Below are 26,178 nucleotides of genomic sequence, written 5' to 3'. Positions count from 1 at the left end.
TCGGCGAGGCGGGTCGTAGCCGGGGCCGGGGTGGCTCGTAGCCGCTACTCGTCCGCGGGCAGCCGCAGTTGCAGCATCGCCAGCAGCCGCTGCTGCGGCTGGGCGAGGTCGATGCCGGTCAACTGTTCGGCGCGGCGCACCCGGTAGCGCAGGGTGTTGGGGTGGATGTGCAGGGCGTCGGCGGCGATCCGGACCTCGCCGAGCGCGTCCAGCCAGGCGAGCACGGACTCGGCGAGCCGGGTGCCGTGCCGGCGGTCGTACTCGGTGAGCGCGGTGAGCCGGGGGTCGCGCAGGCCGTCGCGTTCCTGGAGCAGCGCCAGCATCTCGCTGACCAGCACCTCGGCCTGGACGTCGATCAGCGCCGCGACGTCGAGGTCCACCCCGCCGCGGCCCATCGCGTCCAGGATGCGGTCCGCCTGGGCGCGGGAGTCCGGCACCTGGGCGAGGCCGTCGACGGTCGAGCCGATCGCGGCGCGCAGCGGGACGCCGAGGTGTTCCCGGGCGGCGGTGACCACCTCGTCGGCCCAGTCGCGCACGGTGGTCATCGGCAGGCCCGGCGGGAGTTCGGGCAGCAGCACGTAGACCCGGGACTCGATCGGGGCGAGCAGTGCGGTGCGGTGCCGGGCGGCGGTGTGCACCGAGATCAGGCCGGTGACGTCGGAGCGGTGCAGTGCCTCGGTGGTGTGGGCGCTGTAGGCCAGTACGGTGGCCGGGCGGCGCAGGTCCAGGCCGAGGTGGGTGGCCAGTGACTGGGGGCCGGTGGAGCCCTCCAGCAGGCCGGTCAGCAGGGTCTGGGTGAGCCGGACGTCGGCGGACAACTCGCGGCGGCGGCGCACCAGTTGGGCGGCGGCCACCCGGGCGGCGCCGACCAGGGCCTGTTCGGCCAGCGGGGCCAGCGGCTGGGCGCCCTCCTGCACCCAGATGGTGCCGAGCGGCTGTGCCCCGGCCCGGATGCCGACCGCGAGGCGTCGGCGCAGGCCGAGTTCGGGGTGCGGCTCGACCGCGATCGGGGTGTCCGAGCTGCGCAGGTGCTGGAAGATGCCCCACTCGCGGAGCTTGGAGAGGTACGGTTCCGGGCCCTGCCAGCCGAGGATGGACAGCCGGCGCAGGTCGTCGACCTCGTCGGAGTCGGAGGAGCGGGAGTAGGCGAGCACCCGGCTGGAGGTGTCCTCGATCGAGACGATGCCGTTGGTGAGCACGGCGACGGTCTGGGCGAGGGAGAAGAGGTCGCCGGCGTTGGGCTCGGGGGCGCCGGGGGAGTCCGGGGCGTCCGGGCCGGCGATGATCGCCCGGGCGAGCGAGTCGAGGTGCTCCCAGCGGGTCTCGCGGCGCACCGAGAGCAGGGCGACGCCGGCGTCGGTGGCGGCCTCGCGCAGGGCGTCGGCCTGGCCGGGGGCGTCCAGCTTGACCGCGACGGCGGCGGCGCCGGCCCGGCCGGCCGCGCGCAGGGCGGGGAGGGCGGCGCGGCCGCGGGCGCCGATCGCGAGGACGAGTTCGCCGGGGGCGGCGGTGGGCGGGTCCTCCGGGTCGAGGATCGCGACGTCGCGCACGGGGACGTCCAAACCCAGTGGGGCGGCCTGGAGTTCGACCAGGGGCTCGCCGAGGGACATCAGCAGTTGGCGGAGCGGAAGGCCGGGGGTGGTCACTCCGGGCCTCCTTCATCCGCTCGGACAACGGTGTGTGGTTGATTTTAGCCGGGCGGACAGGGTTCTGATCCGTCATTCCTAAATAGTTGACTCTGACTATTCGGAGGTGGATAGTCAGTACTGACCAAGAGATGAGGATGTCTCGTGGCGAAGCGACGCAAGGTGTCGAACCCGCTGGCCCTCGCGGTCCTGGCCGAACTCATGGCCGAGCCGATGCACCCGTACGAGATGGGTCGTCGGCTCAAGGAGCACGCCAAGGACCGCAACATCAAGTACAACCGCAGCTCGCTGTACATGGTCGTGGAGCAGCTGCGGAAGGCCGGGTTCGTCGCCGAGCAGGAGACCGTCCGCGACACCCAGCGACCCGAGCGCACCGTCTACGCCCTCACGGAGGAGGGGCGCACCGAGCTCCACGACTGGATGCGCGAACTCGTCGCCGAACCGCAGCACGAGTACCCCGCGTTCGGGGTCTCGCTGTCGCTGCTCATGGTGCTCCCGCCGGCCGAGGCCGTGGAGCTCCTGGAGCGGCGACGGGCCGCCCTGACCGCCGAGGTGGCGGAGATCCGGGCGACGCTGCGCAAGGCCACCGAGGAGGGCGTCGGCTGGCTCTTCCTGATCGAGGAGGAGTACCGGGTCGGCGGCATGGACGCGGAGATCGCCTTCGTCGAGCGCCTCATCACCCAGCTCCAGGAGCCGGACTTCGTCCGGACCTGGCAGGAGTACTTCGGGAGTCTGCAATGAGTGCACCGCGTACCGCTCGTACCGTCAAGAAGGCGCTGGTCATCGGCGGCGGGATCGCCGGCCCGGTGATGGCGCTGGCGCTGCGCAAGGCCGGCATCGAGGCGGAGGTCTTCGAGGCCTACGAGACCTCCGCCGAGGGCATCGGCGGGACCTTCATGATCGCGCCCAACGGGCTCGGCGCCCTCGCCGTCGTCGGCCTGGAGGCGGAGGTCGGCCGGATCGGGCAGCCGGTCGGGCCGATGGTGATCGAGGACGGCAAGGGCGGGGCGCTGGCCGAGTTCGCCGGCCTCCCCGACCTGCCGCGCGGGCGGCTGATGCGCCGCGCCGAACTGTACGAGGTGCTGCGACGGCGGTTGCGCGAGACGGGCGTCGAGGTCCGGCACGGCAAGCGTCTGGTCGGCGCCGAGGAGGGTGCCGACGGCATCACCGCACACTTCGCCGACGGCGGCAGCGCCACCGGCGACCTGCTGATCGGCTGCGACGGCACCGGTTCGACCGTGCGCACCCTGATCGACCCGGCGGCGCCCGCCGCCCAGTACACCGGTCTGCTCGGCATCGGCGGCTACAGCGCCTACCGGCTGCCCGGCCGGGCCGGGCGAGGCGAGACCGTGCACTTCGCCAACGGCGCCCGCGCCTTCTTCGGCTACTGGGGCCTGGCCGACGGCAGCGGCACCGCCTGGTTCAGCAACATCCCGCAGCCCGAGCCGCTGACCCAGGAGCAGGTCCGCGAGGCCGGGATGGCGGAGTGGCTGCGCCGCTGCCGCGAGCTGCACGCCGACGACCTGCCGGCCCGGGACGTGCTGCGGCAGGCCGACCCCGCCACCATGGAGACCTTCCCGCGGCTGGAGATCATGCCGTCCGTCCCGCACTGGTACCGCGGCCGGATGGTGCTGGTCGGCGACTCGGTGCACGCGCCGTCCAACAGCTCCGGGCAGGGCGCCTCGCTGGCCGTCGAGAGCGCCGTCGAACTCGCCCGCTGCCTGCGCGACCTGCCCGACCACACCGCCGCCTTCGCCGCGTACGAGGCGATGCGCCGGCCCAGGGTCGAGAAGATCGCCGCCGACGCGGCGCGCACCAACAGCCAGAAGGCTTCCGGGCCGGTCGCCCGGATGCTGTTCCGGGTGGTCGCGCCGATCGCGATGAAGACCTTCATGAGTCCGGAGAAGATGCTCCGGCCGGTGCACGGGTACCGGATCGACTGGGAGCGGCGGGTGGTGCCGGTGGGCCGTGCGGGGCGGGCCGCCTGACGGGCGGTCGTGACCGTCGCGTGACCGCCTTCGTCGGGCCGGACAACGCCGTACGGGGGAATTTAGCCGCCCGGCCAATCAAGTGGCCGGGCGGGCAGGAATAGCGTTCGTGCTGTGGCCTGCGTGCGACCCGCGCAGGCATCCCCCTCGCATCGAACGAAGGAGAGCGTGCGCCTCATGGACGCTGTGACCCAGGTCCCCGCGCCGGTGAACGAGCCGGTCCACAGCTACGCCCCCGGCAGCCCGGAACGGGCTCGTCTGGAGGCCAAGCTGAAGGAGCTGGGCGGCCAGGAGCCGGTCCAGCTGACCATGACGATCAACGGTGAGCGCCGGATGGGCGGCGGCACCGAGATCCACGTCGTCCAGCCGCACAACCACGCGGCTCGGCTCGGCACCCTGCGCAACGCCACCCAGGCCGACGCGCAGGACGCCATCGATGCTGCCCTGGCCGCTGCCCCGGCCTGGCAGGCGCTCTCCTTCGACTCCCGCGCCGCGATCTTCCTCAAGGCCGCCGACCTGCTGGCCGGCCCGTGGCGCGAGACCCTGGCCGCCGCCACCATGCTCGGCCAGTCCAAGACCGCCCAGCAGGCCGAGATCGACACCCCCTGCGAGCTGGTCGACTTCCTGCGCTTCAACGTGCACTTCGCCCGTCAGATCATGGCCGAGCAGCCGATCTCCTCGGACGGCGTGTGGAACCGCAGCGACCACCGCCCGCTCGAGGGCTTCGTCTACGCGATCACCCCGTTCAACTTCACCGCGATCGCCGGCAACCTGCCGACCGCGCCCGCGCTGATGGGCAACGTGGTGCTGTGGAAGCCGTCCCCGACCCAGCAGTACTCCGCGCACCTGCTGATGCAGCTGCTGGAGGAGGCCGGCCTGCCCAAGGGCGTCATCAACATGGTGACCGGCGACGGCCTGGACGTCTCCGCCGTCGCCCTGAAGCACCCGGCGCTGGCCGGCATCCACTTCACCGGCTCCACCGCCACCTTCCAGCACCTGTGGCGCACCGTGGGCGAGAACATCGCCGGCTACCGCACCTACCCGCGGATCGTCGGCGAGACCGGCGGCAAGGACTTCCTGGTCGCCCACCCGTCCGCCGACCTCGCCGTGCTGAAGACCGCGATGACCCGCGGCGCCTTCGAGTTCCAGGGCCAGAAGTGCTCGGCGCTGTCCCGCGCCTACGTCCCCGCCTCGCTGTGGGCGCAGCTGAAGGACGACTTCGCCGCCGAGGTCGACGGCCTCACCATGGGCGACGTCACCGACCTGTCCAACTTCATGTCGGCCGTCATCGACGAGCGCGCCTTCGCCAAGAACAAGGCCGCCATCGACCGCGCCCAGGCGGACCCGCAGGTCGAGGTCCTCGCCGGCGGCACCTACGACGACTCGGTCGGCTACTTCGTCCGCCCGACCGTCCTGGTCTGCCAGGACCCGGCCTCGGAGTACTTCCGCGACGAGTACTTCGGCCCGATCCTCGCCGTGTACGTCTACGAGGACGAGAAGTACGAGGAGATGCTGGCGCAGATGGAGTCGGTGTCGGCCTACGGCCTGACCGGCTCGATCATCGCCCAGGACCGCGCGGCGGCCCAGGACGCGATGCACAAGCTGCGCTTCGCGGCCGGCAACTTCTACATCAACGACAAGCCCACCGGCGCCGTCGTCGGCCAGCAGCCCTTCGGTGGCGGCCGGGCCTCCGGCACCAACGACAAGGCCGGCGCCAAGCAGAACCTGGCGCGCTGGACCTCGACCCGCTCGGTCAAGGAGACCTTCGTCCCGCCGACCGACTACCGCTACCCGCACATGGGCTGACCAGCCCTGTTGCCGATCGATCCGCTGTAGAGGCCATCGGTCACCCGCGACGCCCGGTCCCGCAGCCGGGCGTCGCCCGCCGGGGCGGCGTCAAAACCCCCGTACCGCCGCCCCGGCCGCTTTCTGCCACCCTTGGAAACACCAGCTCCAGGAGTCACGATGCTCCGTTCCGCCCTTCTCGCGGCCTCCCGGTCCCCCCAGGTCCGCACCGTGGTCGAGAAGTTCCCCCCGACCCACGCGATAGTCGAGCGCTTCGTCGCCGGTGACGCCCTCGACGACGCCGTCACCGCCTGCGACGACCTGGTCGCCACCGGCCGCAAGGTCACCCTCGACCACCTCGGCGAGGACACCAAGGACGCCGCCCAGGCCGCCGCCACCGCCGAGGCCTACGAGCACCTGCTCAAGGCCCTCAAGGAGACCGGCCTCGCCGCCGGCGCCGAGGTGTCGGTCAAGCTGTCGGCCGTCGGCCAGTTCCTGCCGGTGGACGGCGAGAAGATCGCACTGGAGAACGCCCGCCGCATCTGCGAGGCCGCCGCCGACGCCGGCACCACGGTGACCCTCGACATGGAGGACCACACCACCACCGACTCCACCCTCGCCATCGCGCGCGAGCTGCGGGCGGACTACCCCTGGCTGGGCATCGTGCTCCAGGCCTACCTGCGCCGCACCGAGGCCGACTGCCGCGAGTTCTCCGGCGCCGGCTCCCGCGTGCGGCTGTGCAAGGGCGCGTACAAGGAGCCCGAGTCGGTCGCCTTCCAGGGCAAGCACGAGGTCGACCTCGCGTACGTCCGCGCCCTGAAGGTCCTGATGGCGGGCGAGGGCTACCCGATGATCGCCTCGCACGACCCCAACATGATCAAGATCGCCGGCCAGCTGGCCCAGTGGAACAACCGCAACCGGGACTCCTTCGAGTACCAGATGCTGTACGGCATCCGCCCCGAGGAGCAGCTGCGCCTCGCCGGCGAGGGCAACACCGTGCGGGTCTACCTCCCGTACGGCCAGGAGTGGTACGGCTACTTCATGCGCCGTCTCGCCGAGCGCCCCGCCAACCTCACCTTCTTCCTGCGCGCCATGGCCACCCGCAACTGACCCTGGCGGCAGGATGAACGGCCCGCACCCCTGACGGGGGGTGCGGGCCGTTCCGTGTTTCCTAGAGGAAGTCCTTGGTGTCCAGCTCGAAGTCGAACGGGGCGGGGAAGGCAAGCGGTTCACCGAAGGCGGCCAGGTGGACCTCGGTGTACTCCTCGCGGTGCGGCTTGCTGAAGAGGCTGATCTGGGATTTCTCGCGGTCGACGAGCACGTAGAGCGGAATCCCGGCCCGGGCGTAGCAGTGCCGCTTGGCGATGCGGTCCTGGTCCGGCTTCGTCGAGGTGATCTCGGCGACCAGGGCCACACCGTCCGGCTCCATCCAGGGCGGAGCACCGCGGAAGAGCCGGAGGCTTCTCGGGGCGAAGGTCGCGTCCGGGATGACGTGGTTCTTCGGACAGAGGCCGCCGCTCACGAGGCGAAGGCCTTTGCCGCCGGACACTTGCATGTGGACCTCGGACTTCGCCTTCACCTGGTCAATCAGCAGGTCGATGTAGTCCTCGTGATCGCCGTCCGGCGGTGGTGCCACGATGATCTCTCCCTCGATCAGCTCAGCTCGGAAGCCTTCGGGGGAGTGCAGGCTCAGGAAGCTCTCCAGCAGGATGTCGGCCTGCGATGGGGAGCCCGTGATCGGTTGCTCATGCGCCACAGCAGTCATGATGCCCCTCCTTCAAATGGGCGTCACGCTGTTCGCTGCCGGGCCGGGTTATGCAGTGCACGGCGGACTTTCGCTCGATGGTGTGAGTTTGAAGCCCGGCGTAGGATTCCGGTGCTGGTCAACTGGGCGTTCGGTGGGAGGAGTTGGGGATGCTGAAGGCTTTCGAGGGGCTGTCCACGCCGTTGGTGGCGGACTCGTGCGTCCGGCTCGGGGTTGGGGTGCGGGTGGCGCCGAGCGGGGTGGCTGGGGTGGCCGCCGGGGCGCGGGTGGCGGGGCGGGTGCTGCCGGTGCGGCACTACGGGAGCGTGGACGTGTTCCTGGAGGCGTACGGGGCGGCGCGGGACGGGGACGTGCTGGTGATCGACAACGGCGGGCGGACGGACGAGGCGTGCATCGGGGACCTCGCGGTGCTGGAGGCGCGGGCCGCCGGGGTGGCCGGGATCGTGGTGTGGGGGCTGCACCGGGACACGCCGGAGCTGGTGGAGATCGGGCTGCCGGTGTTCAGCTACGGCGCGCTGCCGCTGGGGCCGCTGCGGCTGGACGCGCGGGAGCCGGAGGCGCTGGTGTCGGCGCGGGTCGGGCCGCACCTGGTGACCGCCGAGGACGTGGTGTTCGCGGATGCGGACGGGGTGCTGTTCGTGCCGGCCGACCGGGTGGAGGAGGTACTGGAGACCGCCGCCGGGATCGCCCGGACCGAGCGCGCGCAGGCGGAGCGGATCGCCGCCGGCGACACGCTGCGGAAGCAGACCCGGTTCGAGGAGTACCTGGAGCGGCGCGCCGCCGACCCGTCGTACAGCTTCCGGCGGCACCTGCGCACGGTCGGCGGGGCGATCGAGGAGTGAGTCGGTCACAGCGGGCGGTACATGACGTGCAGGCCGACATAGCCGTCCACCGGGTGGTGGAAGGCCTCGGGGACGGTGCCGACGATCTCGAAACCCAGTGACCGGTAGAGCTTGACGGCGTGGTGGTTGTTGGCGACCACCGCGTTGAACTGCATGGCGCGGAAGCCGGCCCGGCGGGCCCAGTCGAGGGTGTACTCGACCAGGGCCCGCCCGATGCCCTGGCCGTGGTGCGCCGGGTCGACCATGTAGCTGGCGCTGGCCACGTGCGCGCCGTTGCCGGGGCGGTTGCGGTTCATGGTGGCGGTGCCGAGGACCGTGCCGTCCGCGTCGACGGCGACCACCGTGCGGTCGGGGGCGGAGTGCATCCACCACTCCCGACCCAGCTCGGAGGGCATGTCGAGGGGATAGGGGAAGGTCTCGCCGGCCGCGACGATGGTGTGGAAGAAGGGCCAGATGGCCGGCCAGTCGTCGGGGGTGGCTTCGCGGATGTGCATCGGACCAGGATGACCCGAACGGGCGGTCGGGCCAGTGGATTTCCGGTGTGCGCCGACGGGTGCCGGTCAGCCGCCGAGGACGGTGTCCTCGACCTGGGTGGCGGCGAAGGCCTGGCCCTTGGCGTTGGGGTGGATCACGGCGTACTTGAGGGGGACGACGCTGGTCAGCACGCCGTCCAGCCAGTGGTCGGCGTCGCAGACGCTGTGCCCGGCGGAGCCGGGGTAGAGGTCGACGAAGGTGTCCTGCCGGGCTGAAGTCGCCTGCCGGATGACCAGGTTGAGCGGCTCCAGGATGCGGCTGCGGGCCCAGGCGAGGTCGCCGGTGGTGAAGGTGGCGAACTGCAGCGGGTTGCCGTACCGGCAGAGGGTGGCGTCCTCGGGGATCAGGTGCGGGTAGCCGACGGTGTAGATCCTGGCGGAGGGCGCCTGCTGCTGCAGCGCGCCGAGCATGGTGGGGTAGTCGGCGCGCAGTCGGTCGAGTCGGCCGGGGATCTGGGCGTCGTACTTGTCCTTGCAGGGGGTGCCCAGGCCGAGGTTGGTGGCGCCGAGTTCGATGCAGTCCTTGAGGATCTGGCCGAAGCCGAGGTCGTTGCCGCCGACGCCGACGGTGATCACCTTGGTGTCCGGGTCGACGGCGTCGATCTGCGGCGGCACGGGCGGGTAGGGGGCGTTGGGGTCGGTGCCGAGCGGCGGGAGCGGGCGGCCGATCGGGCTCTGCTTGTTCGCGTGGACGTCCAGGGTGGTGGCGCCGCCGCAGCTGACGTTGCGCAGGTCGGTCAGCGAGCCGAGGTCGCGGCGGATGATCTCGGGGTAGGAGCCGGTGGTGCGGGCGCAGTCTTCCTGGGGCTCGGTCAGGTCGCCGGTGGCTTCGATGACTCCGGCGGTGTAGGAGTCGCCGAGGGCGGCCCACTTCGGCGCGGTGGCGCGGGTGGCGGGCTTGGTGGTCGCCTGGGCGGCAGTGGGGGCGATCGTGGGGGCGATCAGGGCGGGGGTGAGCGCGGCGGCGGTGCCGGCGACGGCGAGGCGGGACGGGAAGCGGGGCACGGTCTCTCCTCAACGGCGGAAGGGGAGAGTGCGCTTCACCCCCCTGAGAGTCAATCGAGTCGCACCGTGGACGACTTGATAGCTCAGGGGGGTGAATTCAGTGGCGTGGAACTGACGTTGGGGTCGGTCGGAGGAGAGGGTCGGGACCGGTCAGAGGAGGGCGGCGGAGGGCTCGATCATCGCCCGGGCGGTCTTGCCGTCGACGAACTCGCCGAGCGCCGTCATCTCCCACTCGCCGGAGGGGCGGCGGACCAGCTTGCACATCACCACGCCGGTGCGCGGCTCGGACTGGGTGAGGTCGAAGCGGACCAGCTCCTCCTCGGTGCGCACGTCGACCAGGCGGCAGTAGGCGTTGCGCAGCTCGGTGAACTTCTGGCCGGAGAAGGAGTTGACCACGAACACCAGCGCGTGGACCTCGGGCGGCAGGCCCTCGAGGTGGACGGTGATCGACTCGTCGTCGCCGCCGTCACCGCCGACCAGGTTGTCGCCGGAGTGGGCGATCGCGCCGTTGAAGATGGTCAGCTTCATGAACCAGGCCGTCTCCAGGCGCTGGTGCCGGGCGTCGAAGGCGAGGCAGGAGGCGTCCAGGTCGATGTCCCGGCCGCGGGCGGCGGACTCCCAGCCGAGGGCCATCCGGACCGAGGAGAGGAAGGGGCGGCCGTTCTTCACCAGGGAGACGGAGCTGCCCTTGACCAGGCTGACCCGGCCCTTGTCCAGGGTGACCTTGGGACGCTCGGCCGGTGCCGGGGGCGCCGTCGGGGCTGCCGGGGCGGCCGGTGCCGGGGGTGTGGTGGGCATCGACGGGATGGTGGCGAGGGCGATCCGGGGGTCGACCGGGGGGACGGGCGGCACGGGCGGCGGCGGGGGAACGGGCGGCAGCGGCGGGACGGGTGGGGCCGGCGGGGCGACCTCGGCGGTGGAGTGGATCTGGACGGTCGGCGCGCTCGGCGAGGCCGCGGCCGGGGCGGGGGAGTCGTCGACGGTGACGCCGAAGTCGGTGGCGATGCCCGCCAGGCCGTCGGCGTAGCCCTGGCCGACGGCACGCACCTTCCAGACCCCGTTCCGCCGGTAGACCTCGACCACGATGAGCGCGGTCTCCAGGCCCAGCCGGGGCGGGGTGAAGGTGACCAGCACGTCGCCGGTGTCGGCGTCCCGGACGGTGGCGGTGGGCTCCATCCCGGCGAAGGTGGCGGACTGGTCGGCCGGGCTGGCGGTGATCACGACCTTGCTGATGTCGGCCGGGACGGCCGGGGTGTCGACGGTGATCGCGTCCGGTGCTCCGGCGGAGGCCGGGCGGAGGCTGACGCCGGGTCCGTGCGGGGCGTTGAAGAAGACGAAGTCGGCGTCCGAGCGGACCTTGCCGGCGTCGCTCAGCAGCAGGCCGGAGACGTCCAGCGCCTTGGGCGCGGTGACCTCGACGGTCACCCGCGCGGCGGTCAGCGGTGCGTTGCCGCCTTGGGTCAGGACGGTGGACAAGGACTCCTCCTCGGGTGCGGAACGACGGCCCGGGCCGGGGCCGGTGGGGCACCGGGCCGGGTGCTGCCTACCGTAACGAACGTGGGTACGGAGATGAGCCCGATGAGCTGCTGCCAGTAGGACGATCGGATCGGCCGACGGACGGTCAGCGGGCCCGGTGCGCCAGGTGCTGGGCGGGCTGCGGGAGCAGCGGGCCGAAGCAACCGAGCGCGGCGACCGCGCGGGGGTGGTCGATGCCGAAGGCGGCGGCGTTCCAGCTCTCCGGCGGGCCCGGCTTGCGGACCGGGCCGACCTGGTCGGCCGGGCGGGCGCCGCGCACCGCGAAGGTGTAGCGGCCGGGCTTGACGTCGGTGCCGGGCGGGGTGGTGAAGCGGTAGACCAGGGTGCCGCGTTCCTGCTGGGTGGTCACCACGGCGCCCGGCAGGTCGGTCCAGGCGGCGCCGCCGCCGGGGGCCAACTCGCCCGGAGCGAGCCGGAATTCGGCCTGCAGGGCGGTGACCGGTTCGGCCACGGTGAGGTCGAGCGCGTGCCGGAGGCCGTCGCGTCCGAGGGGGGTGGTCAGGCCGGTGCCGGTCAGGGTTTGGTCGGCCTCCGGGCCGGCACCCGCGGTCTCGGAGGTGCCGGTGATGGCGGTGGCGTCGGTGGCGTCGGTGCCGGTGGCCCCGACGGAAGTGCCCGGGCCCGCGTTCGACCCCGGGCCCGGGACGGCGGCCTCGGGCGGCGGCGTCGGGCGGCCGGGGGCGGGGAAGGCGGGGCCGGGGCGGGCCGGGGTGGTCGGCTGGAGCCCGGGCGGGGGCGGGGACTGTCCGGCGTCGGTCTGTCCGGCGGACGGTGCGAACGGCGTGGTCGGGGTGGCCGGGGTGGCCGAGGGGGAGGCTCCGGCGTCCGGCTGCCCGTCCGTCCCGGTGCCACCCGCAGGGGCCGAGGACCGGGGGTCGTGCCCGGCGGAGGCCTGACCGCCGGTGGACGGCGTGACCGGGACCGCCGTGCCCGCCCGCAGCCCGGCCGGCGGCGTGGCCGCGGCGTTCGCCGGGCCGGCCGGGTGGGTCGAGGCGTGCCCCGAGGGCTTCGGGCCGTGCGGGCGACCGGAGGGCGCGGGCGTGTCCGGGGTCCGCTCGGAGGCCGCCTCGGCCTGGTCGGTGGAGCCCGGGCTGGGCGGCGGGGTGCTGCCGACCCGGGCGACGCCGGCCCGTCGGCCGATGCCCTGCTGCTCGTTCAGCAGGAGGGTGGTGGCGATGCTGATGCCGACGACGGTGGACATCGCCATCGCGGCGCCGGAGAAGCGGAGGGTGGGCAGCCGGAACCGGCCGCCGAACGGGCGTGGCCGACCGTGTCGACCCTGCCGTGCGGGCTCGTGCTGCACGTCCCGCGCGGTCTCCCCACGCACAGCCACCGGACCCCTCCCTCCCCGAAGTCGCCGTCGCGTCGCCGTATTCTCCCACGCACCGGTGAGGGGCCCGGATCCGGCCGTCCCGGACCGGTCCCGCTGCGGGCCCGCGTCGGGAGGGGGAGAGCGTACCAGCGGGTGGCAGGATGGCGGACGGAATCCCACCATTTTCCGGACATCCGTTCGACGAGCGGAAGTTGACGGCCCGTCTGACACGCCGGGCAGGGGTCGGTCGGGCCGGACGAGGGGATGTTGCAACCCCCTTGCAACCCTTGCCCGCCCGGCCGCGGGTGGCGCAGGCTGATGACATCCCGCGCCGTTCCCGGAGAGACCGTCATGCCGCCCGACCCGCTGTCCGCAGCCTCCAGTGCCCCCCTCGCCGCCACCCCCACGGGCGGCGATGGGGGCGGCTCCACCGCCGCTCCGGCGGCGGTGGAGGAGGTGCTGACGCTGCGGATCTCGCTGGGCGACGAGGTGGTCGGCGAGGTGCGCACCCGGTTCCGCTTCGACGCCGCGCGCCCCTACGAGGTCCTGCTGACCTTCCACCTGGGGCGTCCGGACGAGGCGGACTGGGTGTTCTCGCGCGACCTGCTGCGCGACGGCCTGCAGACGCTGAGCGGGCAGGGCGACGTCAAGCTGTGGCCGGCGTACTGCCCCTGCCACGGCGCGACGCTGCACCTGGCACTCGAATCCCCGCACGGCAGCGCGCTGCTGGAGGTCTCCAAGCCCCGGGTGCGGGCCTGGCTGGACCGCACCTACGCGCTGGTCTCGGTCGAGCGGGAGCGCGACTGCGGCCCCACCGACGCCCAGCTGGCCGCACTGCTCGCGGGCGGCTGAACGCCGGGTGGCTGAACCCCGGGCGGCGGCTCCGCTGCCGTGCACGGCGACGGCGGCGGAGAGGGAACGGGCGCCGTGGCACCCGGCAGCCGGACCCGGCCCGCCGCCAGCTCCGCCCGCAGCCGTCGTACGGCGGGTGCGGTGGAGGCGGGCAGCAGGTCGTACGGCTCCTCCGGCGCCTCCACGGTGACCAGCACCGAGTCGGCGAAACGGTACGGCCGGTGGGCCAGCAGGCCGCCCAGGTAGCGGCGCAGCCGGGACAGTTCGGCACGGACCGTCACCGTCCGCCCCGCGTCCCCGAACAGGCCCTCGGCGAGCTGCGCCGCGGTGCTGCCCTCCCGGGTGGTGGCGAGCAGCAGCAGCAGTTCGGCGTGGCGCGGGCTGACCGGGTGCGACCAGCTGTCGGCCGCGCCGCGGACGGACAGTTCGGGGCGGTCCGGCCGGCGCAGGTCGAGCAGCAGCCGGGCACCCTCGGCCTGTTCGGCGCTCACCGTGCCGGAGCCGTCAGGCTCGGGCGGGCGGACCGGGCGCACCAGCCAGCCGTCCGCGAGCGGTTCCAGCACGCACTCGCCCAGCCCCGGCACCCAGTGCACCGCGGCCGGGGCCCAGCCCTCGCTGGGGATGCGCAGCCGGCTGGGCGGCGGCAGTCCGGCCGAGGCGGCGGTCCAGCCGGCCGCGTCCACCACCAGCGCCGGGCCGCCGACCCGGGCGAGCAGCGGGGCGGCCAGGGTGCGCAGCTGGTTGAGGGCCTCCAGCCGGTGGGCGCGCAGCTCGGTCTCGGCGAGCCGGGCGGCGGTGGCGGTGAGCTGGAGCAGGTACGGGCGGACGTTGTGGGCCGGGCCGCTGAGGTTGATCGCGCCGACCAGCCGGCCGGTGGCCGGGTCGTGCACGGGCGCGGCCACGCAGGTCCAGGTGTGGTGGCTGCGCAGGTAGTGCTCGGCGGAGTGGACGTGCATCGGGCGCTGGGCCCGCAGTGCGACGGCGATGCCGTTGGTGCCGACGCTCTCCTCGGTCCAGCGGGCGCCGGTGACGAAGCCGATCCGGTCGGCGCTGCGGCGCAGGCCGCGCTCGCCCTCCTGCCAGAGCACATGGCCCTCGGCGTCGGCGATGGCGACGATCAGCGGCGACTGGCCCACCGGCTCGAGCAGGGTCTCGCGCAGCACCGGCATGACGCTGTCGAGGCCGCTGGCCCGGCGGCGCTGCTCCAGTTCGGCGGGGCCGAGCAGGACGGCGGCGGCGCCGGTGTCGGGGTCGAGGCCGAGGCGGCGCAGCCGGGCCCAGGAGTCGCCGATCTCGGGACGGGGTTCGAGCAGGCCCGGCCCGTTCGGGCCGCCGGATCCGCGGGGTCCGCCGGGCCCGCCGGTTTCGGGGAGCGCGAGTTCGCGGGCGGCGGCGTCGGCGAGGGTGCGCTCGTGGACCTTGGCCAGCTCCGCCGCCGTCGGTGGGGTGCGGCGCTCGGGTCGTCGGGACTGCCGTCCGGTCTGCCGCACTCCTGTTGCTCCTCGCCGCCGTTCGAGGACGCGCCGGGGTCGACGCGCTGACGAAAGCGTACGGGGGCGGTGCGGATGTGGGCATGGGGTCTGCCAACTCCGCAAACCGCCCGGTACGGAAACCGTTCGGAGGCGCGCCGGCGGTTTCGTACCGAGGCGTGCCGGCGGTTTCGTGTCGGGGTGAGCCACCGGCCGGATGCAGAACCGGGCTACGAGGGCGGTGGTTCGTCAGAGGGGGCGATGCGGGCTTCGGACGGCAGGACCGGCCACAGGTCGTCCGGCTCCTCGTCACTCACCCGGCAGGTCCCCGCCCCGTTCGCGGCGCAGCCGTAGGACGTCGGCCATGGTGGCGGTGGACAGGGTGCCGTTGCGGGCGGCGGCGACGGTCGGACGTTCATCGGGATTCACTCCTGATCAGTCCAGAGGAACGGTGAGGTCCGTCTGAGGGCTGCCGCCGTGCGAGCGGTCCGGGCGGGCGGTGACGAGGGAGCGCCAGCGGGTGCGGACGGCCGGGTCAGCGTTGCGCGCCGGGTTCGTGCTGGGCGGCCTCGACGGTGTGGTGCAGGTCGGCGGTGGCCTCCAGGGTGGCGCCGGTGGTCAGTGCCAGGCAGGCGGCCAGGGCCAGGGCGACGGCCCGCAGGCGGGTGGCCGGGGTGGTGGAGGGGCGGGGCTGGAGCAGGGCGGCGACCCGGCGCGGGACGGGGCCGGAGTGCGCGGCGGCGACCAGCTGGGGGCGGGCCGGCCAGGGCGAGCGGCTGGCGGCGAGGGCGGCCCGGCCGACCGCGCGGGCGGTCACGGCGCGGTCGCCGATCCGGGCGGCGGCCACCTCGTCGGCCCAGCGCTCCAGGTGGTACCCGAGGGGCGCGCGCAGCGGGCGCAGCGCCGGGTGGAGGTCGGCGGCGTGCTCGGCGAGGGCGAGGAAGACGTGGTGGCGGCCGGTCAGGTGGGCGCGTTCGTGGGCGAGCAGGGCGGCGCGCTCGGGCCCGCTGAGGGCGCGCAGCATTCCGGAGGTGACCACGATCCGGCCGGGTTCGCCGGTCCGGCCGGGGCGGCGCAGGCGCCCGGGGAGGGCGAAGGCGTCGGCGCGCTCGTCGTCCAGCACGGTGAGCGGGTGCTCGTCCGGCTGCCGCAGCCGGGCCAGGGGCCGCCGTAGCCACTCGGTGGCGCGCGTGCGGTGCATGGAGGCGTGCATGGGGCGCACGTCCGGATGCCGGTCACCGGCGTGGCCGCCTGAGTGCGGGTCGGCGTCGTCGTCCGGGTACGGGCCGTCGGCGGGCAGGGCGGCGCGGGCGGCCCGCAGTTCCAGGTGCCGTCGCCGGGCGGTCCGTACCGCCAGTGCGGTGAGCGCGGCGAGTACCAGGCCGGCCAGCGCGGCCGCGAGCGGGGCGCTGGGCGCGGCGGCGGTGAGCCAGGGCAGCGAGAGGTGGCCGAGGGCGGCGACCGGGGGCAGCTGGAGCAGCCCGGCGGTGGCGAGCAGCCCGAGCGAGCAGACGGTGCCGCCGGCCAGCACGGCGGCGGTGCCGGCCAGCAGCCAGGCGGCGGCCCGGGGCGGGAGCGCCTCGGCGAGCCGGCGGGCCAGCGGGGCGGTGAGGAAGGGCAGCAGCAGCGGCGCCCAGACGGCGAGCATCACGGTGCGCCCGCCGATCCCGGTGCGCCGTCGCCGAGCAGTTCGCGCAGCAGCTGTTCGTCCTCGGCGGAGAGGTCGGAGACGAAGCGGGCGAGCACGGTGGAGCGGTCGGCCTCGCGGCCCAGTTCGGTGTGCATCCGGCGGGCGGCGAGGCCCGCGGTGTCCTGGACGGTCGGGGTGTACGCGTAGGCGCGGCCGGCCCGGGTGCGTTCGACCGTCCCCTTGTCGTGCAGCCGGGCCAGGATCGTCGCGATGGTGGTGCGGGCGAGGTCCCCGCCGAGCGCCGTCTGGACGTCCTGCGGCGTCATCGGCTGCCGGGCGGACCAGAGGGCGGCCAGCACCTCGGCCTCCAGCTCCCCGGCGGGCCGGCGGGCGGACGGTACGTCAGACATGGCGGCGCTTCCTCCAGCTATCGTCTACAGTCATGTAGACCGTCTACGTCACTGTAGACGGTCCCGGGCGGGTTCCGCGGTGAACCGCGGTGAAGCCGCCCTCCAACGTACGGGAGGTCCGCCAGCCTTGCTTCAGTTCCCTGCCGCTCCGGCCGCTCACCTCGCGGTCGGCTCTCACCTCGCGGTGAACCCGCTGGACGCGTCCTCGCTGCTCGCCGCCTTCGGCACCCTCGGCATCGCCATGGTGCTGTTCGCCGAGACCGGCCTGCTGGTGGGCTTCTTCCTGCCCGGCGACTCGCTGCTGTTCACCGCGGGCCTGCTCTGCGTCCCCGGCGCCACCACCGGCCCGCAGCTGCACCTGTGGCAGGTGCTGCCCGCCGCCCTGGTCGGCGCGCTGGCCGGGGCCCAGGTCGGCTACCTGATCGGCCGCCGCGGCGGCCGGGCGCTGCTGGGCCGCACCAAGCGCAAGAGCCTGCTGGAGGGCGTCGAACGGGCCGAGGAACTGCTGGCCCGGTACGGGCACGGCAAGGCGATCGTGCTCGCCCGGTTCATCCCGATCGTCCGGACGGTGCTGAATCCGCTCTGCGGCGTGCTCGAAGTGCCGGTTCGCTCGTTCACCGTCTGGCAGGTGGCCGGCGGCGCGGTCTGGACCGTCGGCGTGGTGCTGGCCGGGTACGGGCTCGGATCCTCGATACCCGGGATCGACCAGTATCTGCTGCCGATCATCGGTCTGGTAGTAGTTGTCTCCGTGCTCCCCATTGTTCTCGAACTGTTCCGCGCCCGTACGGCGCGCCGTCACGGAGGTGACGTGTGATGTCCTCTCGGGCCCTGGCCGTCTACGACGGCAGCGGGATCGACGGCAGCCTCTACACCCGGGTCAACGGGTGGGCGCAGTCGGCCCCGCACTGGCTGGACGACGTGATCAAGATCTGGTCGGCGATCGGCCTCGGACTCTTCGCGCTGTTCATGCTCTACGCCTGGTGGCGGGCGCGCGGCGCCGAGTCCGCGGTGATGGCCAAGGTGCTGGCCTCCCCGGTGATCGTGGTCGTCGCGTACGGCATCAACTCCGTCCTGAAGAACATGGTCGAAGAGGTCCGACCGTGCGCCCAGATCCGCGGCAGCATCTCGCTGGAGACCTGCCCGAGCGCGACCAGCGGTGACTGGTCCTTCCCGAGCAACCACTCGGTGATCGCCTTCGCCGCCGCGATCTCGCTCTGGTTCGTCAGCCGTCGGCTCGGCGCCGTCGCCACCGTCTTCGCGGTGCTGATGGCGGCCTCCCGGGTCTGGGTCGGCGTGCACTACCCGCACGACGTGGCGGCCGGCGCGCTCGTCGGCATCCTGGTGGCGCTGGTGCTCGCGCCGCTGGCCGGCCGCTGCGGACCGCTGGTGGACCGGATGCGTTCCGGCGCGCTGCGCCCGCTGCTGGGCCCCGGCGCGATGCCGGTGGTGACCCGCGGGTACGCCTCGCACCGGGCGCGGTAGCGGCGATTTCCTGAGCGGCCTGCCCCTTGTCCGGTTTCGGACGACGGGTGGAGCATGTGAGCCGGGCGTGGGGCCCCCTGACCGGGGGCGCCCGCCCGGCTCAGTCGTTCTCAGCCGTACTCAGGCGCTCGGGGCACGAAGGCACCGGGCGCCAGCGGAGGGAGTGCCGAATGCCGTACCGACTCGACATCACGCAGGGGGACTGGCCGGGCGACCTGCTGCACAAGGGCGTCGAGGGGCTGCTCGCCGAAGCCATGGTGCTCACCCTCGCCACCGCCGGCCACGAGCACGGGCCGCACGCCAACCTGGCCTTCTTCGCCTACGACGACGACCTCGTCCTGTACTTCGTCAGCGAGCGCGCCACCCGGCACAGCCACCACCTCGCCGAGGAGGCCCGGGCCGCCGCCACCGTCTTCCTGCCGCCGCCCGCCTTCGGCGAACAACTGCGCGGACTCCAGCTGACCGGCAGCGCGAGCGAGGCCTGGGGGCGCCAGGCGGAGGCGGCGCTGGCGGCGTACCAGGGGCGCTACCCGTCCTTCGCCCAGGACGAGGAGCTCCGGCGGCAGTACCTCACCGGGGGCGGGGCGGCGGCGCTGTACCGGTTCCAGGTCGAGGAGCTGACGGCGGTCGACGAGCCGAACTTCGGCCGGCGCAACTACCTGCGGGCCCGGGTGGTGCGGGGGTAGTTGCGCCCGATGACCATGCCCCGCGGGGGGAACGGGACCCGGCGCGGGCGGCCGTTGCGGACCACCGAGGCGCCGAGGCCGGCGGTGACGGCCATCACGAAGGCGTTGAGCCCGAAGGCGACGGCCAGCTCACCGGGGACGTCGATGTCCTCCGGGAGGCGTGCCGTCGCGACGCCCCCGGGGTCGTAGCGGACGGCGAGCCGGTCGCCGACCGCGTGCGAGCGCAGGCCGGTGGTGACGGTGCCGTTCGGGATCGGCGTGCCGTTCTCGTCCACGAGCGTGTAACCCGAGTACGGGTGCTTGCCCTGCTGGTAGTCGTACGCGGCCGTGACGCGGGCGGTGACCGTCACCCCGGAGGTGCTCAGGATCACCGAGTCCCGGGCGGAGGCCACCGACCCCAGCGCCATCAACCACAGCACCACGCCGAACCCGGTCGCCCAGCAGCCCGCCGCAGCCCCGAGCAGCCGGACCATGCCCACGATCCAGGCGACCCCGAGCACCAGCCCGACCGGCAAGGCCGCGCCGAACCCGGCGTCCGCGTTCAGCAGCACCAGCCCGAACGTCCCGGCCGGAACGGCCAGCGTGAGCGCCACCGCCAGCGCGATCGTCCCGCGTCTCGTTCTCGGTCCAGCCATGGCTTCCCCCGGTTCTCGGTGTGACGGGGCGGAAGCGTACGCCCGGCCCCTGACGCCCTCCGGGCGGGGTGCGGGCAGGAAGCCGGCGGGGCCCGACTTCCTGGTCATCGGCACCGCCCGGCCCGACGTCATTACGAGGACACGTGGGCCGATCTGATCGGCACGGCGGCCAGCCACGATCGGTCGATCGGCATGCTCAAGCAAGCAGCCGAGGAGATGTGATGCACCCTCTGCATGACGAGGAAGTCGGTTGGTTCAAGTCCAGTCACAGCAGCGAGCAGGGCGGGGCCTGCGTGGAGGCGCTGCGGCTGTCCCCGGGGATCGCGATCCGCGACTCGAGGACAAGAGCGGCCCGAGCCTTGAGTTCACCCCGGGGGCCTGGCAGAGCCTCGTCGCGGGCATCAAGGCCGGCGAGCTCGGCTAGTTCGAGGCGTGGGCGGCTCCGGCGTGGCCGGAGCCGCCCGCAAGGCACCTTCAGTCTGCCGTGGTCCATTACTGGCGGTCGACGTCGGCCCGTTCGTACTCGTGGTCCAGGGAGTCCAAGGTGGCGAGGTCGAGGGCGGTCGCGGGCTCCGCGGAGAGGTGATCACGCCAAGGCGTGATCCGCACGGCTCGGCCGCCGAAGTTGAAGGCCCAGCTGTCGTCATAGAGGACTTCCCCGCCTCGCTCGTACATGAGAATCAGAGGCTCGAACGGATCGGGCAGGTCCGGAAGTTGCACTCCCGGCGTGTCCCGCAGTGTCGCCCACCGGACGGCCGCGCGGCACACGAACTCGGCCGACACGAATTCGACGTGCTTCTCGATGTACTCCTCAAGCCGCTCGGCCACCTCGGGGTCCACCCGGACTTCCGGGGCGAGGGCCCCCGCGATGTCGAAGTACGGCCACCTCGGCGGACCGCCCAGCACCTGCGCCCAGAGCGAGGCCCGGCGGAGGTACTCGGCCATCAGCCGGGACCGGGATGCCGCACGCACATCGTGGCCTACCGGGTAGGTCCAGTCGATGGCCGCCAGGCGGTCCATCATCGCCGTGCTCATGCCGTGTCGGCCCGCCTCCTTGAGCGCCTTGCTCTGGTTCTCGAAGGTCGGCGCGGCGTCCTTCAGTTGCCCCGGCCGGATCTTGAACTCCGGGCCGCCGGCTTTCGCTGCGTCATCGCCCATGGTGTCGTCTCCCGTACTGCCCATTCATCAGAAAGCGCTAACGGAAGGACGGCTGGACGGGGTGACAGGGTTTCAGCGCGGCGGTGCGATGCGGGTCATGCCGAGGAGGGTCGGCGGCGGGAGCGGAGGACCGTCAGGACCCGGCCGGACGCGGGGGTGAACTGGGCTTGCGCCGGGGCCGGACAAACCAGAGCACGAGGAGGTCGATGAGCACGGTGAGCCCGACGGCGGACCACAGGGCGGCGGTGGAGTCGGCCTCACCGGGGAGCTTGGGTGCGACCTGACCGCCCGGGTCCACTCGGACGACGATGGTGTCACCGGGCTTGAAGCGATGGGAGTCCTGTTCCAGCGGCCCGCCCGGGATGGAGTCGGTGCCCTCCGGCGCAAGCATGTACGTCCATTTCGTGGAGCCGTGGGACGACTTCTCGACGTGCTCGGACACGATCACGGCGTTCACGTTCCGGCCCGAGCCGAGGATCAGGTTGTGCCAGGCGACTATCCCGGCCTGGTAGGCGACGAGGGCGAGGATGGCCGCGAGCACACCCAGGCCGACCGAATCCTTCGCCAGCCGGGGGTGGTCGGCGGAATCCTCGAGCATGACGAGTCCGCCGACCATCACCACCGGGTAGAGGAACCCCAGGCAGACGGCGAGGATCCCACTGACGTACACGTCCACGGCGGTGATGCCGACGATCATGCCGGTGGAGACGGCACCAAGAACGAGCGCGCGACGGAGGAGGCCGCGGCTGACATGCGCCCGTTCCTCGGGCCGGGTGACCGTCATCCGAAGGCCTTGCGGATGTTGTCCCACTGCTCGGGCGGGAGGTCGTCCCGGGACTCGTTGCGCGGTGGGTGGAAGGAGATGCCGCCGATCGCGGCGCCGACCACCGGGAGCCAATCCTCCCAGTGGTCGAGGTTCTGTGTGGTGAAAACGGCCGCTAGCACATGGGGGCTCCACGGGTGCGGGATCAGCACTTCGAGCTGACGGACGGTGATGGCGCCCGAGCCTGGCAGGCCGTAGACCGCTCCGGAGACGGGCACGGTCAGGTCGCGGGCGACCACAGCGGCGCGGCCGGGGGTGAAGTCGAGGACGGCGACCTCCGCGTCCGGCCAGGCGGCGGTGAGCTGTTCGGCGGCGCGCTGCGGATATGTGCCGCGGGGTTCCAGCTCCTCCTGGCGGAGGAAGAGGCTGAGCATGCCCTGGGCGATCGTGCCTTCGTCGGTTGGCACCAGACAGTTGGAGACGTGGACCGCGCCTTCGCGCAGCTGCGCCTGAAGGGCGCTCTCGGCGGCAATGGTGATGCTGAGCTTCTGCTCGGGGCTCACGTCGGTGAGCGTGTCGAGCCCATCCACGATGCGGCACATCCGGTCGCCCGGGTCCTCCGCCAGATCGATGGCGGTGAATCCGTCGGGCAGGGACAGCCAGAACGACGGGGCGTCGGTGTCGACGGTCACTGGCTCGCTCCCCACACGCCGGTCGCGACCGCGCTGCCGGCACCGAGCAGCCCGGACAGGATCCGGGTCTTGCCGGTGCCGCCGATGGCGCCTCCGGCGCCGTTGATCACGTTGCCACCGCCAGTGGTGTAGTTCACCGCCGCGGTCAGCCCGGGACCGGCGTTGTCCTGGGTGAGGCTGTACGCGGTGGGCGCGGTGAGCGCTGCGGTGCCGGCGGCCTGTACGCCGTCGGAGATGTTCATCGCGGTGGCCTTCGAGAGCCCGAGTTTGACGGTGGGTTTCTCGATCGCTGTGGTGAAGATCGGGCTGGCCGGGTCGATCGCCCTGGCGGCGGCACGGACCTCTGTGGCGCCGACGCCTACCGAGGCCCTCACGCCGGTCCCGGCGGCCCGGGCGGTCCTGAACGCGGTGAACCCACCCTTGAGGACGGCCCCGCCGGGAATCGCTCCAAGGAGGTCACCTGCCAAGGTCAGGTCGTTGCCCAGGTTCGCCATGCTGGTGGGCAGCAGCCCGCTGATGCCGTACTGCCGCGCGTGGGCGCCCGCCGCCGCGAGGCTGAGCAGGATGGCCGGCAGGGCGAAGGCCGGGAAGAAGATCGCCGCGACGCCGCAGACGCCGGACGCGACGGTCAGCAGGTCGGCGCCGTGGTTCTTCAGCCAGTTGCCGACCTTGCTGAGCCAGCCCGGCTCCGGCGGGGCCTTGCTGTCGGCGGCCTTGCGGATGGCGGTGGCGGTGGTGTGGGCGTCGGACTTGTGGCCCGCGGCGAGTTCGTGGGCCTGATTGCGCAGGCCGGTGAGGGTGGTGGTGGCGCTGTTGACGAGTTCGGCGGCCGCGTCGAGGTGGGTCTTGGCGGCGGTGTAGCGCTTTTCGGCGGCGGCGAGGGAGACGTCGTCGGGGAAGCTCTTGCCGGCCAGTTGGAGGTCGGGGGCGGCGGCCGCGGTGGCGTGGGCCTGCTCGGCCTGGTCCATCTTCTGCTTGGCGGCGAGCGCGGCGTGGGCCAACTCGACGGCCTTGGGCTGGTGTTCGTTGAGTGACTTGTACCAGGAGTCGAGTGCCTGGTAGGCGGCGGTGATCGAGTCGGCGGCGTCCTGGAGGTAGCCGGGGAGCTTGCCGAACTGGGCGGCGAAGGCCTTGGCGGCGTCGCCGGTCCACTGGCCCTGGTTGTCGGAGATCTGGGACAGCGTGGTGTGGACACCGGTCAGGTGCTGGGAGACCCGGCGCAGGCTGCTGCTGAGGCCGGCCACGGCGGTGGGGTCGCCGGGGGCCGGGTTGAAGCCGAGGCCGGACCAGTCGGGCTCGGGCTTGGACTTGGGGTCGGTCATGACTGCCCCTGCGCGGGAGTGAGGGCCTTGGTGATGTTCTGCTCGGTGCCCGCGTAGGACTGCTGCACCTTCTCCAGGCCCTCGTCGAGCACCTTGACGCACTCGCGGACCTTCTTCAGGCCGTACTCCCACTTCTCCTGGAAGTGCTGGCCGGCCTCCTCCAGGAAGTCGAAGCCGAGCCCGTCGCGGCTCGCTCCCTTGAGCGCCTGCAGCCCCTGGTCGAGTTCGTCGCCGCAGCCCTTGAGGTCCTTGGCCAGTTTGGCGAGGAATTCGGGACTGACCGTGAAATCGGCCACTTTCTCCCCCGATGCGTCGGTTGTCGGACCGGGCGAGCATAACCCCGGTTCACAGCCGGACGATCCGGGAGGTCCGGGTGCCTTCGGGGAGGACAGGGTAGCGAACGGGCCGGAGCGGGTCGTCGGCGCGTCCGACGTCCCACTCCGGCCCGGGGCCTGGAGAACTGACGAGGCGTCAGTGACTGCCCTTGAGGTTGAGCACGACCACCCCGACGATGATCAGCGCGATCCCCAGGACCTGCAGCTTTCCCAGCGACTCGCCGAAGGCGACCACGCCGATCCCGGCGACGGCCGCCGTCCCGGCCCCCGACCAGACCGCGTACGCGACCGAGACCGGTATGTGCTTGAGCGCGCGGCCGAGCAGGAAGAAGGACAGCGCGTAGCCGATGCCCACCCCCAGGCTGGGCCAGAGGCGGGTGAACCCCTCGGTGAGTTTGAGGCAGCTGGTGGCGCAGACCTCGCTCAGGATGGCGAGGGTGAGCAGAACGTAGGGCATGTCGCTGTCAAACGGCCGGGGCGGCGCAGAGCTTCCCCAGCAGCGCGAGGTCGGCCCGTTCCAGGCTGTCCAGCAGGGTGATCCGCTCGCCGTCGGGCATCGGGACGGCGGTGGACGGCACGGCGAGCACCGCGCACCCGGCCGCGGCGGCGGAGGCGACCCCGGTCGGGGTGTCCTCGACGGCGACGCAGACGGCCGGGTCCAGGCCGAGCCGCTCGGCGGCGGCCAGGTACGGGTCCGGCGCGGGCTTGGTGCGGGCGGTGTCCTCGGCGGCCAGGGTGACGGCGAACCAGTCGCGGCCGATCGAGGCGAGGACGAGGTCCACCACCTGGCGCGGGGAGGCGGAGACCAGCGCGGTGGGCACCCGGGCCTCGCGCAGGGCGGCCAGCAGGGCGAGCGCGCCGGGGCGGGGCACCGTCTCGGCGGCGACCTTGCCGGCGAAGGACTCGCCCAGCCGGGCGGCGAGTTCGGCCTCGGGGCGGGTGGTGCCGCTGACCCTGTGGAGGTGGGCGGCGGTGTGCTCGACGGCCTGGCCGAGCACCTCGGGGGCGTCCCGGTCGGTGAGCGGGTGGTCCAGCTCCTCGGCGAGTTCGGCGGCGGCCTGCCACCACAGTTGCTCGGTGTCGACCAGGGTGCCGTCCATGTCGAAGAGGACGGCGGAGGGGAGCAGGGGGGAGGGGAGTACGGCGGGTTCGGGCACGGCGGATTCAGGCATGGCGGTACCTTCGGTGGTTCTTCGGTCGGTGCGGGGAAGAGGTTCTCAGGCGGCGCGGCGGTCCACCAACACCGGGCGCTCCGGCAGCGTGAGCGCGGCGCGGGAGCCGGCCGGCAGGGCGGCGGCGGCCTCGGTGGGCAGGTCGGCCTTGGCCTCGGTGCCGTCGTCCAGGCGGACGGTGAGCCGGGTGACGGCGCCCAGGAAGGACGCGGTGACCACCAGCGCGGGGCCGGCCTCGTCCGGGCTGAGCAGGACGTTCTCCGGGCGGACCAGCACCTGCAGCTCGCCGTCGGCCGGAACCTCGCCGTCGACCGCGTGCCGGCGGCCGAGCACCTCGACGCCGTCCGAGCTACGGGTGCACGGGATGCGGCTCATGGTGCCGACGAACTCGGCGACGAACGCGGTGGCCGGCCGGCCGTACAGCTCGGACGGGGTGGCGCACTGCTCCAGCTTCCCGGCCCGCAGCACGGCGACCCGGTCGGCCATCGACAGCGCCTCCTCCTGGTCGTGGGTGACGAACAGGGTGGTGATGCCCAGCTCCTGCTGCAGTCGGCGGATCTCCTCGCGCAGCTGGAGGCGGACCTTGGCGTCCAGCGCGGACAGCGGCTCGTCCAGCAGCAGCACGCGCGGCTGCAGGGCGAGCGCGCGGGCGAGCGCGATGCGCTGCTGCTGGCCGCCGGACATCTGGTGCGGGTAGTGCTCGGCGCGGTGCGGCAGGCCGACCAGCTCGAGCAGCTCGTGGGCGCGCTTGCGGCGCTCGGCCTTGCCGGTGCCGCGCATCCGCAGCCCGAAGGCGACGTTGTCCAGCGCGGTCAGGTGCGGGAAGAGGCTGTACGACTGGAACACCATGCCCGCGTCGCGCTTGTGGGCGGGGATCGCGGTGATGTCCTGGCCGTCGACCAGCACCTCGCCGGAGTCGTGCTGCTCGAAGCCGGCCAGGATGCGCAGCGCGGTGGTCTTGCCGCAGCCGGACGGGCCGAGCAGGGCGAGCAGCTCACCGGGCTGGACGGTCAGGTCCAGGCCGTCGAGGGCGGTGGTGGCGCCGAACGCGCGGCGCAGCGAGCGGAACTCGACGGTGGCGCTGCCCGAGGTGCTTCCGGGGGCGAGCGGGGGGCCGTCGACGAGGGCGGTGGCCGTGGTCATGGCTGGTAACTCCTGGA

Annotated in this window: 28 protein-coding genes; 10 read left to right on the top strand and 18 right to left on the bottom strand. The window is 73.1% G+C overall.

Annotated elements, in window-relative coordinates; all coding sequences use genetic code 11:
* Positions 1–44: 44 nt before the first annotated feature.
* Positions 45–1,646, bottom strand: coding sequence for a PucR family transcriptional regulator (locus O1G21_RS12185; protein ID WP_270143252.1), 1,602 nt, complete (start codon positions 1,644–1,646; stop codon positions 45–47).
* A gap of 144 nt (positions 1,647–1,790) precedes the next feature.
* On the opposite strand from O1G21_RS12185, the gene O1G21_RS12180 reads away from it, so the two are divergent.
* From O1G21_RS12180 to O1G21_RS12165, 4 genes are all read left to right on the top strand, one after another.
* Complete coding sequence (locus O1G21_RS12180; protein WP_270143250.1) at positions 1,791–2,387, top strand: PadR family transcriptional regulator; 597 nt, start codon at positions 1,791–1,793, stop codon at positions 2,385–2,387.
* On the top strand, positions 2,384–3,634 hold the full coding sequence (locus O1G21_RS12175; protein ID WP_270143248.1) for an FAD-dependent oxidoreductase: 1,251 nt from the start codon (positions 2,384–2,386) through the stop codon (positions 3,632–3,634). Before O1G21_RS12180 ends, O1G21_RS12175 begins: the two co-directional genes overlap by 4 nt.
* Positions 3,635–3,811: 177 nt before the next feature.
* On the top strand, positions 3,812–5,440 hold the full coding sequence (gene pruA / locus O1G21_RS12170; protein ID WP_270143246.1) for an L-glutamate gamma-semialdehyde dehydrogenase: 1,629 nt from the start codon (positions 3,812–3,814) through the stop codon (positions 5,438–5,440).
* 159 nt (positions 5,441–5,599) lie between these two features.
* Positions 5,600–6,529 (top strand): proline dehydrogenase family protein, encoded by a 930-nt coding sequence (locus tag O1G21_RS12165; RefSeq protein WP_270143244.1) that lies wholly within the window; start codon positions 5,600–5,602, stop codon positions 6,527–6,529.
* Positions 6,530–6,590: 61 nt separating this feature from the next.
* On the opposite strand, the gene O1G21_RS12160 is transcribed toward O1G21_RS12165, so the two are convergent.
* Positions 6,591–7,184, bottom strand: coding sequence for a Uma2 family endonuclease (locus O1G21_RS12160; RefSeq protein ID WP_270143242.1), 594 nt, complete (start codon positions 7,182–7,184; stop codon positions 6,591–6,593).
* Between the two features lie 149 nt (positions 7,185–7,333).
* Between O1G21_RS12160 and O1G21_RS12155 the strand changes: the two genes are divergently transcribed.
* Positions 7,334–8,026, top strand: coding sequence for an RraA family protein (locus tag O1G21_RS12155; protein ID WP_270143240.1), 693 nt, complete (start codon positions 7,334–7,336; stop codon positions 8,024–8,026).
* 5 nt (positions 8,027–8,031) lie between these two features.
* Here the strand turns inward: O1G21_RS12155 and O1G21_RS12150 are convergent, their stop codons facing one another.
* The 4 genes from O1G21_RS12150 to O1G21_RS12135 all read right to left on the bottom strand — a co-directional run bounded on the left by O1G21_RS12150 (position 8,032) and on the right by O1G21_RS12135 (position 12,433).
* Positions 8,032–8,520, bottom strand: coding sequence for a GNAT family N-acetyltransferase (locus O1G21_RS12150; RefSeq protein ID WP_270143239.1), 489 nt, complete (start codon positions 8,518–8,520; stop codon positions 8,032–8,034).
* A 66-nt stretch (positions 8,521–8,586) separates the two neighbouring features.
* Entirely contained in the window at positions 8,587–9,564 is a 978-nt protein-coding gene (locus O1G21_RS12145; RefSeq protein WP_270143238.1) for an SGNH/GDSL hydrolase family protein, read from the bottom strand.
* A gap of 150 nt (positions 9,565–9,714) precedes the next feature.
* The gene (locus tag O1G21_RS12140; RefSeq protein WP_270150934.1) at positions 9,715–11,028 is read right to left on the bottom strand and encodes a TerD family protein; all 1,314 of its coding nucleotides are present in this window, start codon (positions 11,026–11,028) and stop codon (positions 9,715–9,717) included.
* A gap of 157 nt (positions 11,029–11,185) precedes the next feature.
* Positions 11,186–12,433, bottom strand: coding sequence for a hypothetical protein (locus tag O1G21_RS12135; RefSeq protein ID WP_270143237.1), 1,248 nt, complete (start codon positions 12,431–12,433; stop codon positions 11,186–11,188).
* Between the two features lie 330 nt (positions 12,434–12,763).
* Here O1G21_RS12135 and O1G21_RS12130 point away from each other — a divergent pair, with 330 nt between their 5' ends.
* Positions 12,764–13,264: an SsgA family sporulation/cell division regulator gene (locus O1G21_RS12130; RefSeq protein ID WP_270143236.1), complete on the top strand. Its 501-nt coding sequence runs from the start codon at positions 12,764–12,766 to the stop codon at positions 13,262–13,264.
* On the opposite strand, the gene O1G21_RS12125 is transcribed toward O1G21_RS12130, so the two are convergent.
* From O1G21_RS12125 to O1G21_RS12115, 3 genes are all read right to left on the bottom strand, one after another.
* On the bottom strand, positions 13,183–14,754 hold the full coding sequence (locus tag O1G21_RS12125) for a GAF domain-containing protein (protein WP_270143234.1): 1,572 nt from the start codon (positions 14,752–14,754) through the stop codon (positions 13,183–13,185). The two genes, O1G21_RS12130 and O1G21_RS12125, sit on opposite strands and share 82 nt — an antisense overlap.
* Positions 14,755–15,268: 514 nt before the next feature.
* Positions 15,269–16,381: a M56 family metallopeptidase gene (locus tag O1G21_RS12120; RefSeq protein WP_333493448.1), complete on the bottom strand. Its 1,113-nt coding sequence runs from the start codon at positions 16,379–16,381 to the stop codon at positions 15,269–15,271.
* Entirely contained in the window at positions 16,381–16,773 is a 393-nt protein-coding gene (locus tag O1G21_RS12115) for a BlaI/MecI/CopY family transcriptional regulator (RefSeq protein ID WP_270143232.1), read from the bottom strand. The genes O1G21_RS12120 and O1G21_RS12115 overlap by 1 nt, the downstream gene beginning before the upstream one ends.
* Before the next feature lie 127 nt (positions 16,774–16,900).
* On the opposite strand from O1G21_RS12115, the gene O1G21_RS12110 reads away from it, so the two are divergent.
* From O1G21_RS12110 to O1G21_RS12100, 3 genes are all read left to right on the top strand, one after another.
* A complete protein-coding gene (locus tag O1G21_RS12110) occupies positions 16,901–17,587 on the top strand; it encodes a DedA family protein (RefSeq protein ID WP_270143230.1) in 687 nt (228 codons plus the stop codon).
* Complete coding sequence (locus tag O1G21_RS12105) at positions 17,587–18,255, top strand: phosphatase PAP2 family protein (RefSeq protein WP_270143228.1); 669 nt, start codon at positions 17,587–17,589, stop codon at positions 18,253–18,255. Before O1G21_RS12110 ends, O1G21_RS12105 begins: the two co-directional genes overlap by 1 nt.
* Positions 18,256–18,425: 170 nt before the next feature.
* Positions 18,426–18,941 carry a pyridoxamine 5'-phosphate oxidase family protein gene (locus tag O1G21_RS12100; RefSeq protein WP_270143226.1) on the top strand — a complete coding sequence of 172 codons (516 nt, stop codon included), beginning with the start codon at positions 18,426–18,428 and terminating at the stop codon, positions 18,939–18,941.
* Here O1G21_RS12100 and O1G21_RS12095 read toward each other — a convergent pair.
* Positions 18,911–19,576 (bottom strand): hypothetical protein, encoded by a 666-nt coding sequence (locus O1G21_RS12095; RefSeq protein WP_270143224.1) that lies wholly within the window; start codon positions 19,574–19,576, stop codon positions 18,911–18,913. The genes O1G21_RS12100 and O1G21_RS12095 overlap by 31 nt on opposite strands.
* A 221-nt stretch (positions 19,577–19,797) precedes the next feature.
* On the opposite strand from O1G21_RS12095, the gene O1G21_RS41370 reads away from it, so the two are divergent.
* Positions 19,798–20,178, top strand: a complete 381-nt coding sequence (locus O1G21_RS41370) for a DUF397 domain-containing protein (protein ID WP_333493447.1) — start codon at positions 19,798–19,800, stop codon at positions 20,176–20,178.
* On the opposite strand, the gene O1G21_RS12090 is transcribed toward O1G21_RS41370, so the two are convergent.
* From O1G21_RS12090 to O1G21_RS12055, 8 genes are all read right to left on the bottom strand, one after another.
* Positions 20,069–20,734: a hypothetical protein gene (locus tag O1G21_RS12090; protein WP_270143223.1), complete on the bottom strand. Its 666-nt coding sequence runs from the start codon at positions 20,732–20,734 to the stop codon at positions 20,069–20,071. The two genes, O1G21_RS41370 and O1G21_RS12090, sit on opposite strands and share 110 nt — an antisense overlap.
* 133 nt (positions 20,735–20,867) lie before the next feature.
* Entirely contained in the window at positions 20,868–21,518 is a 651-nt protein-coding gene (locus O1G21_RS12085) for a hypothetical protein (RefSeq protein ID WP_270143221.1), read from the bottom strand.
* Complete coding sequence (locus O1G21_RS12080) at positions 21,515–22,189, bottom strand: hypothetical protein (protein ID WP_270143219.1); 675 nt, start codon at positions 22,187–22,189, stop codon at positions 21,515–21,517. Before O1G21_RS12080 ends, O1G21_RS12085 begins: the two co-directional genes overlap by 4 nt.
* Positions 22,186–23,511, bottom strand: coding sequence for a putative T7SS-secreted protein (locus O1G21_RS12075; protein WP_270143218.1), 1,326 nt, complete (start codon positions 23,509–23,511; stop codon positions 22,186–22,188). The genes O1G21_RS12080 and O1G21_RS12075 overlap by 4 nt, the downstream gene beginning before the upstream one ends.
* The gene (locus O1G21_RS12070) at positions 23,508–23,807 is read right to left on the bottom strand and encodes a WXG100 family type VII secretion target (protein WP_270143216.1); all 300 of its coding nucleotides are present in this window, start codon (positions 23,805–23,807) and stop codon (positions 23,508–23,510) included. The genes O1G21_RS12075 and O1G21_RS12070 overlap by 4 nt, the downstream gene beginning before the upstream one ends.
* Before the next feature lie 175 nt (positions 23,808–23,982).
* Positions 23,983–24,303, bottom strand: coding sequence for a DMT family transporter (locus O1G21_RS12065; protein WP_270143214.1), 321 nt, complete (start codon positions 24,301–24,303; stop codon positions 23,983–23,985).
* A 7-nt stretch (positions 24,304–24,310) separates the two neighbouring features.
* A complete protein-coding gene (locus tag O1G21_RS12060) occupies positions 24,311–25,018 on the bottom strand; it encodes an HAD family hydrolase (protein ID WP_270143212.1) in 708 nt (235 codons plus the stop codon).
* Between the two features lie 45 nt (positions 25,019–25,063).
* The gene (locus tag O1G21_RS12055; protein ID WP_270143210.1) at positions 25,064–26,161 is read right to left on the bottom strand and encodes an ABC transporter ATP-binding protein; all 1,098 of its coding nucleotides are present in this window, start codon (positions 26,159–26,161) and stop codon (positions 25,064–25,066) included.
* Positions 26,162–26,178 lie beyond the last annotated feature (17 nt).

The organism is Kitasatospora cathayae, from assembly GCF_027627435.1.
Lineage (GTDB): Bacteria > Actinomycetota > Actinomycetes > Streptomycetales > Streptomycetaceae > Kitasatospora > Kitasatospora cathayae.
Note: the sequence above shows the minus strand (reverse complement) of the source record. Positions and strands in the feature narration are given on the sequence as shown.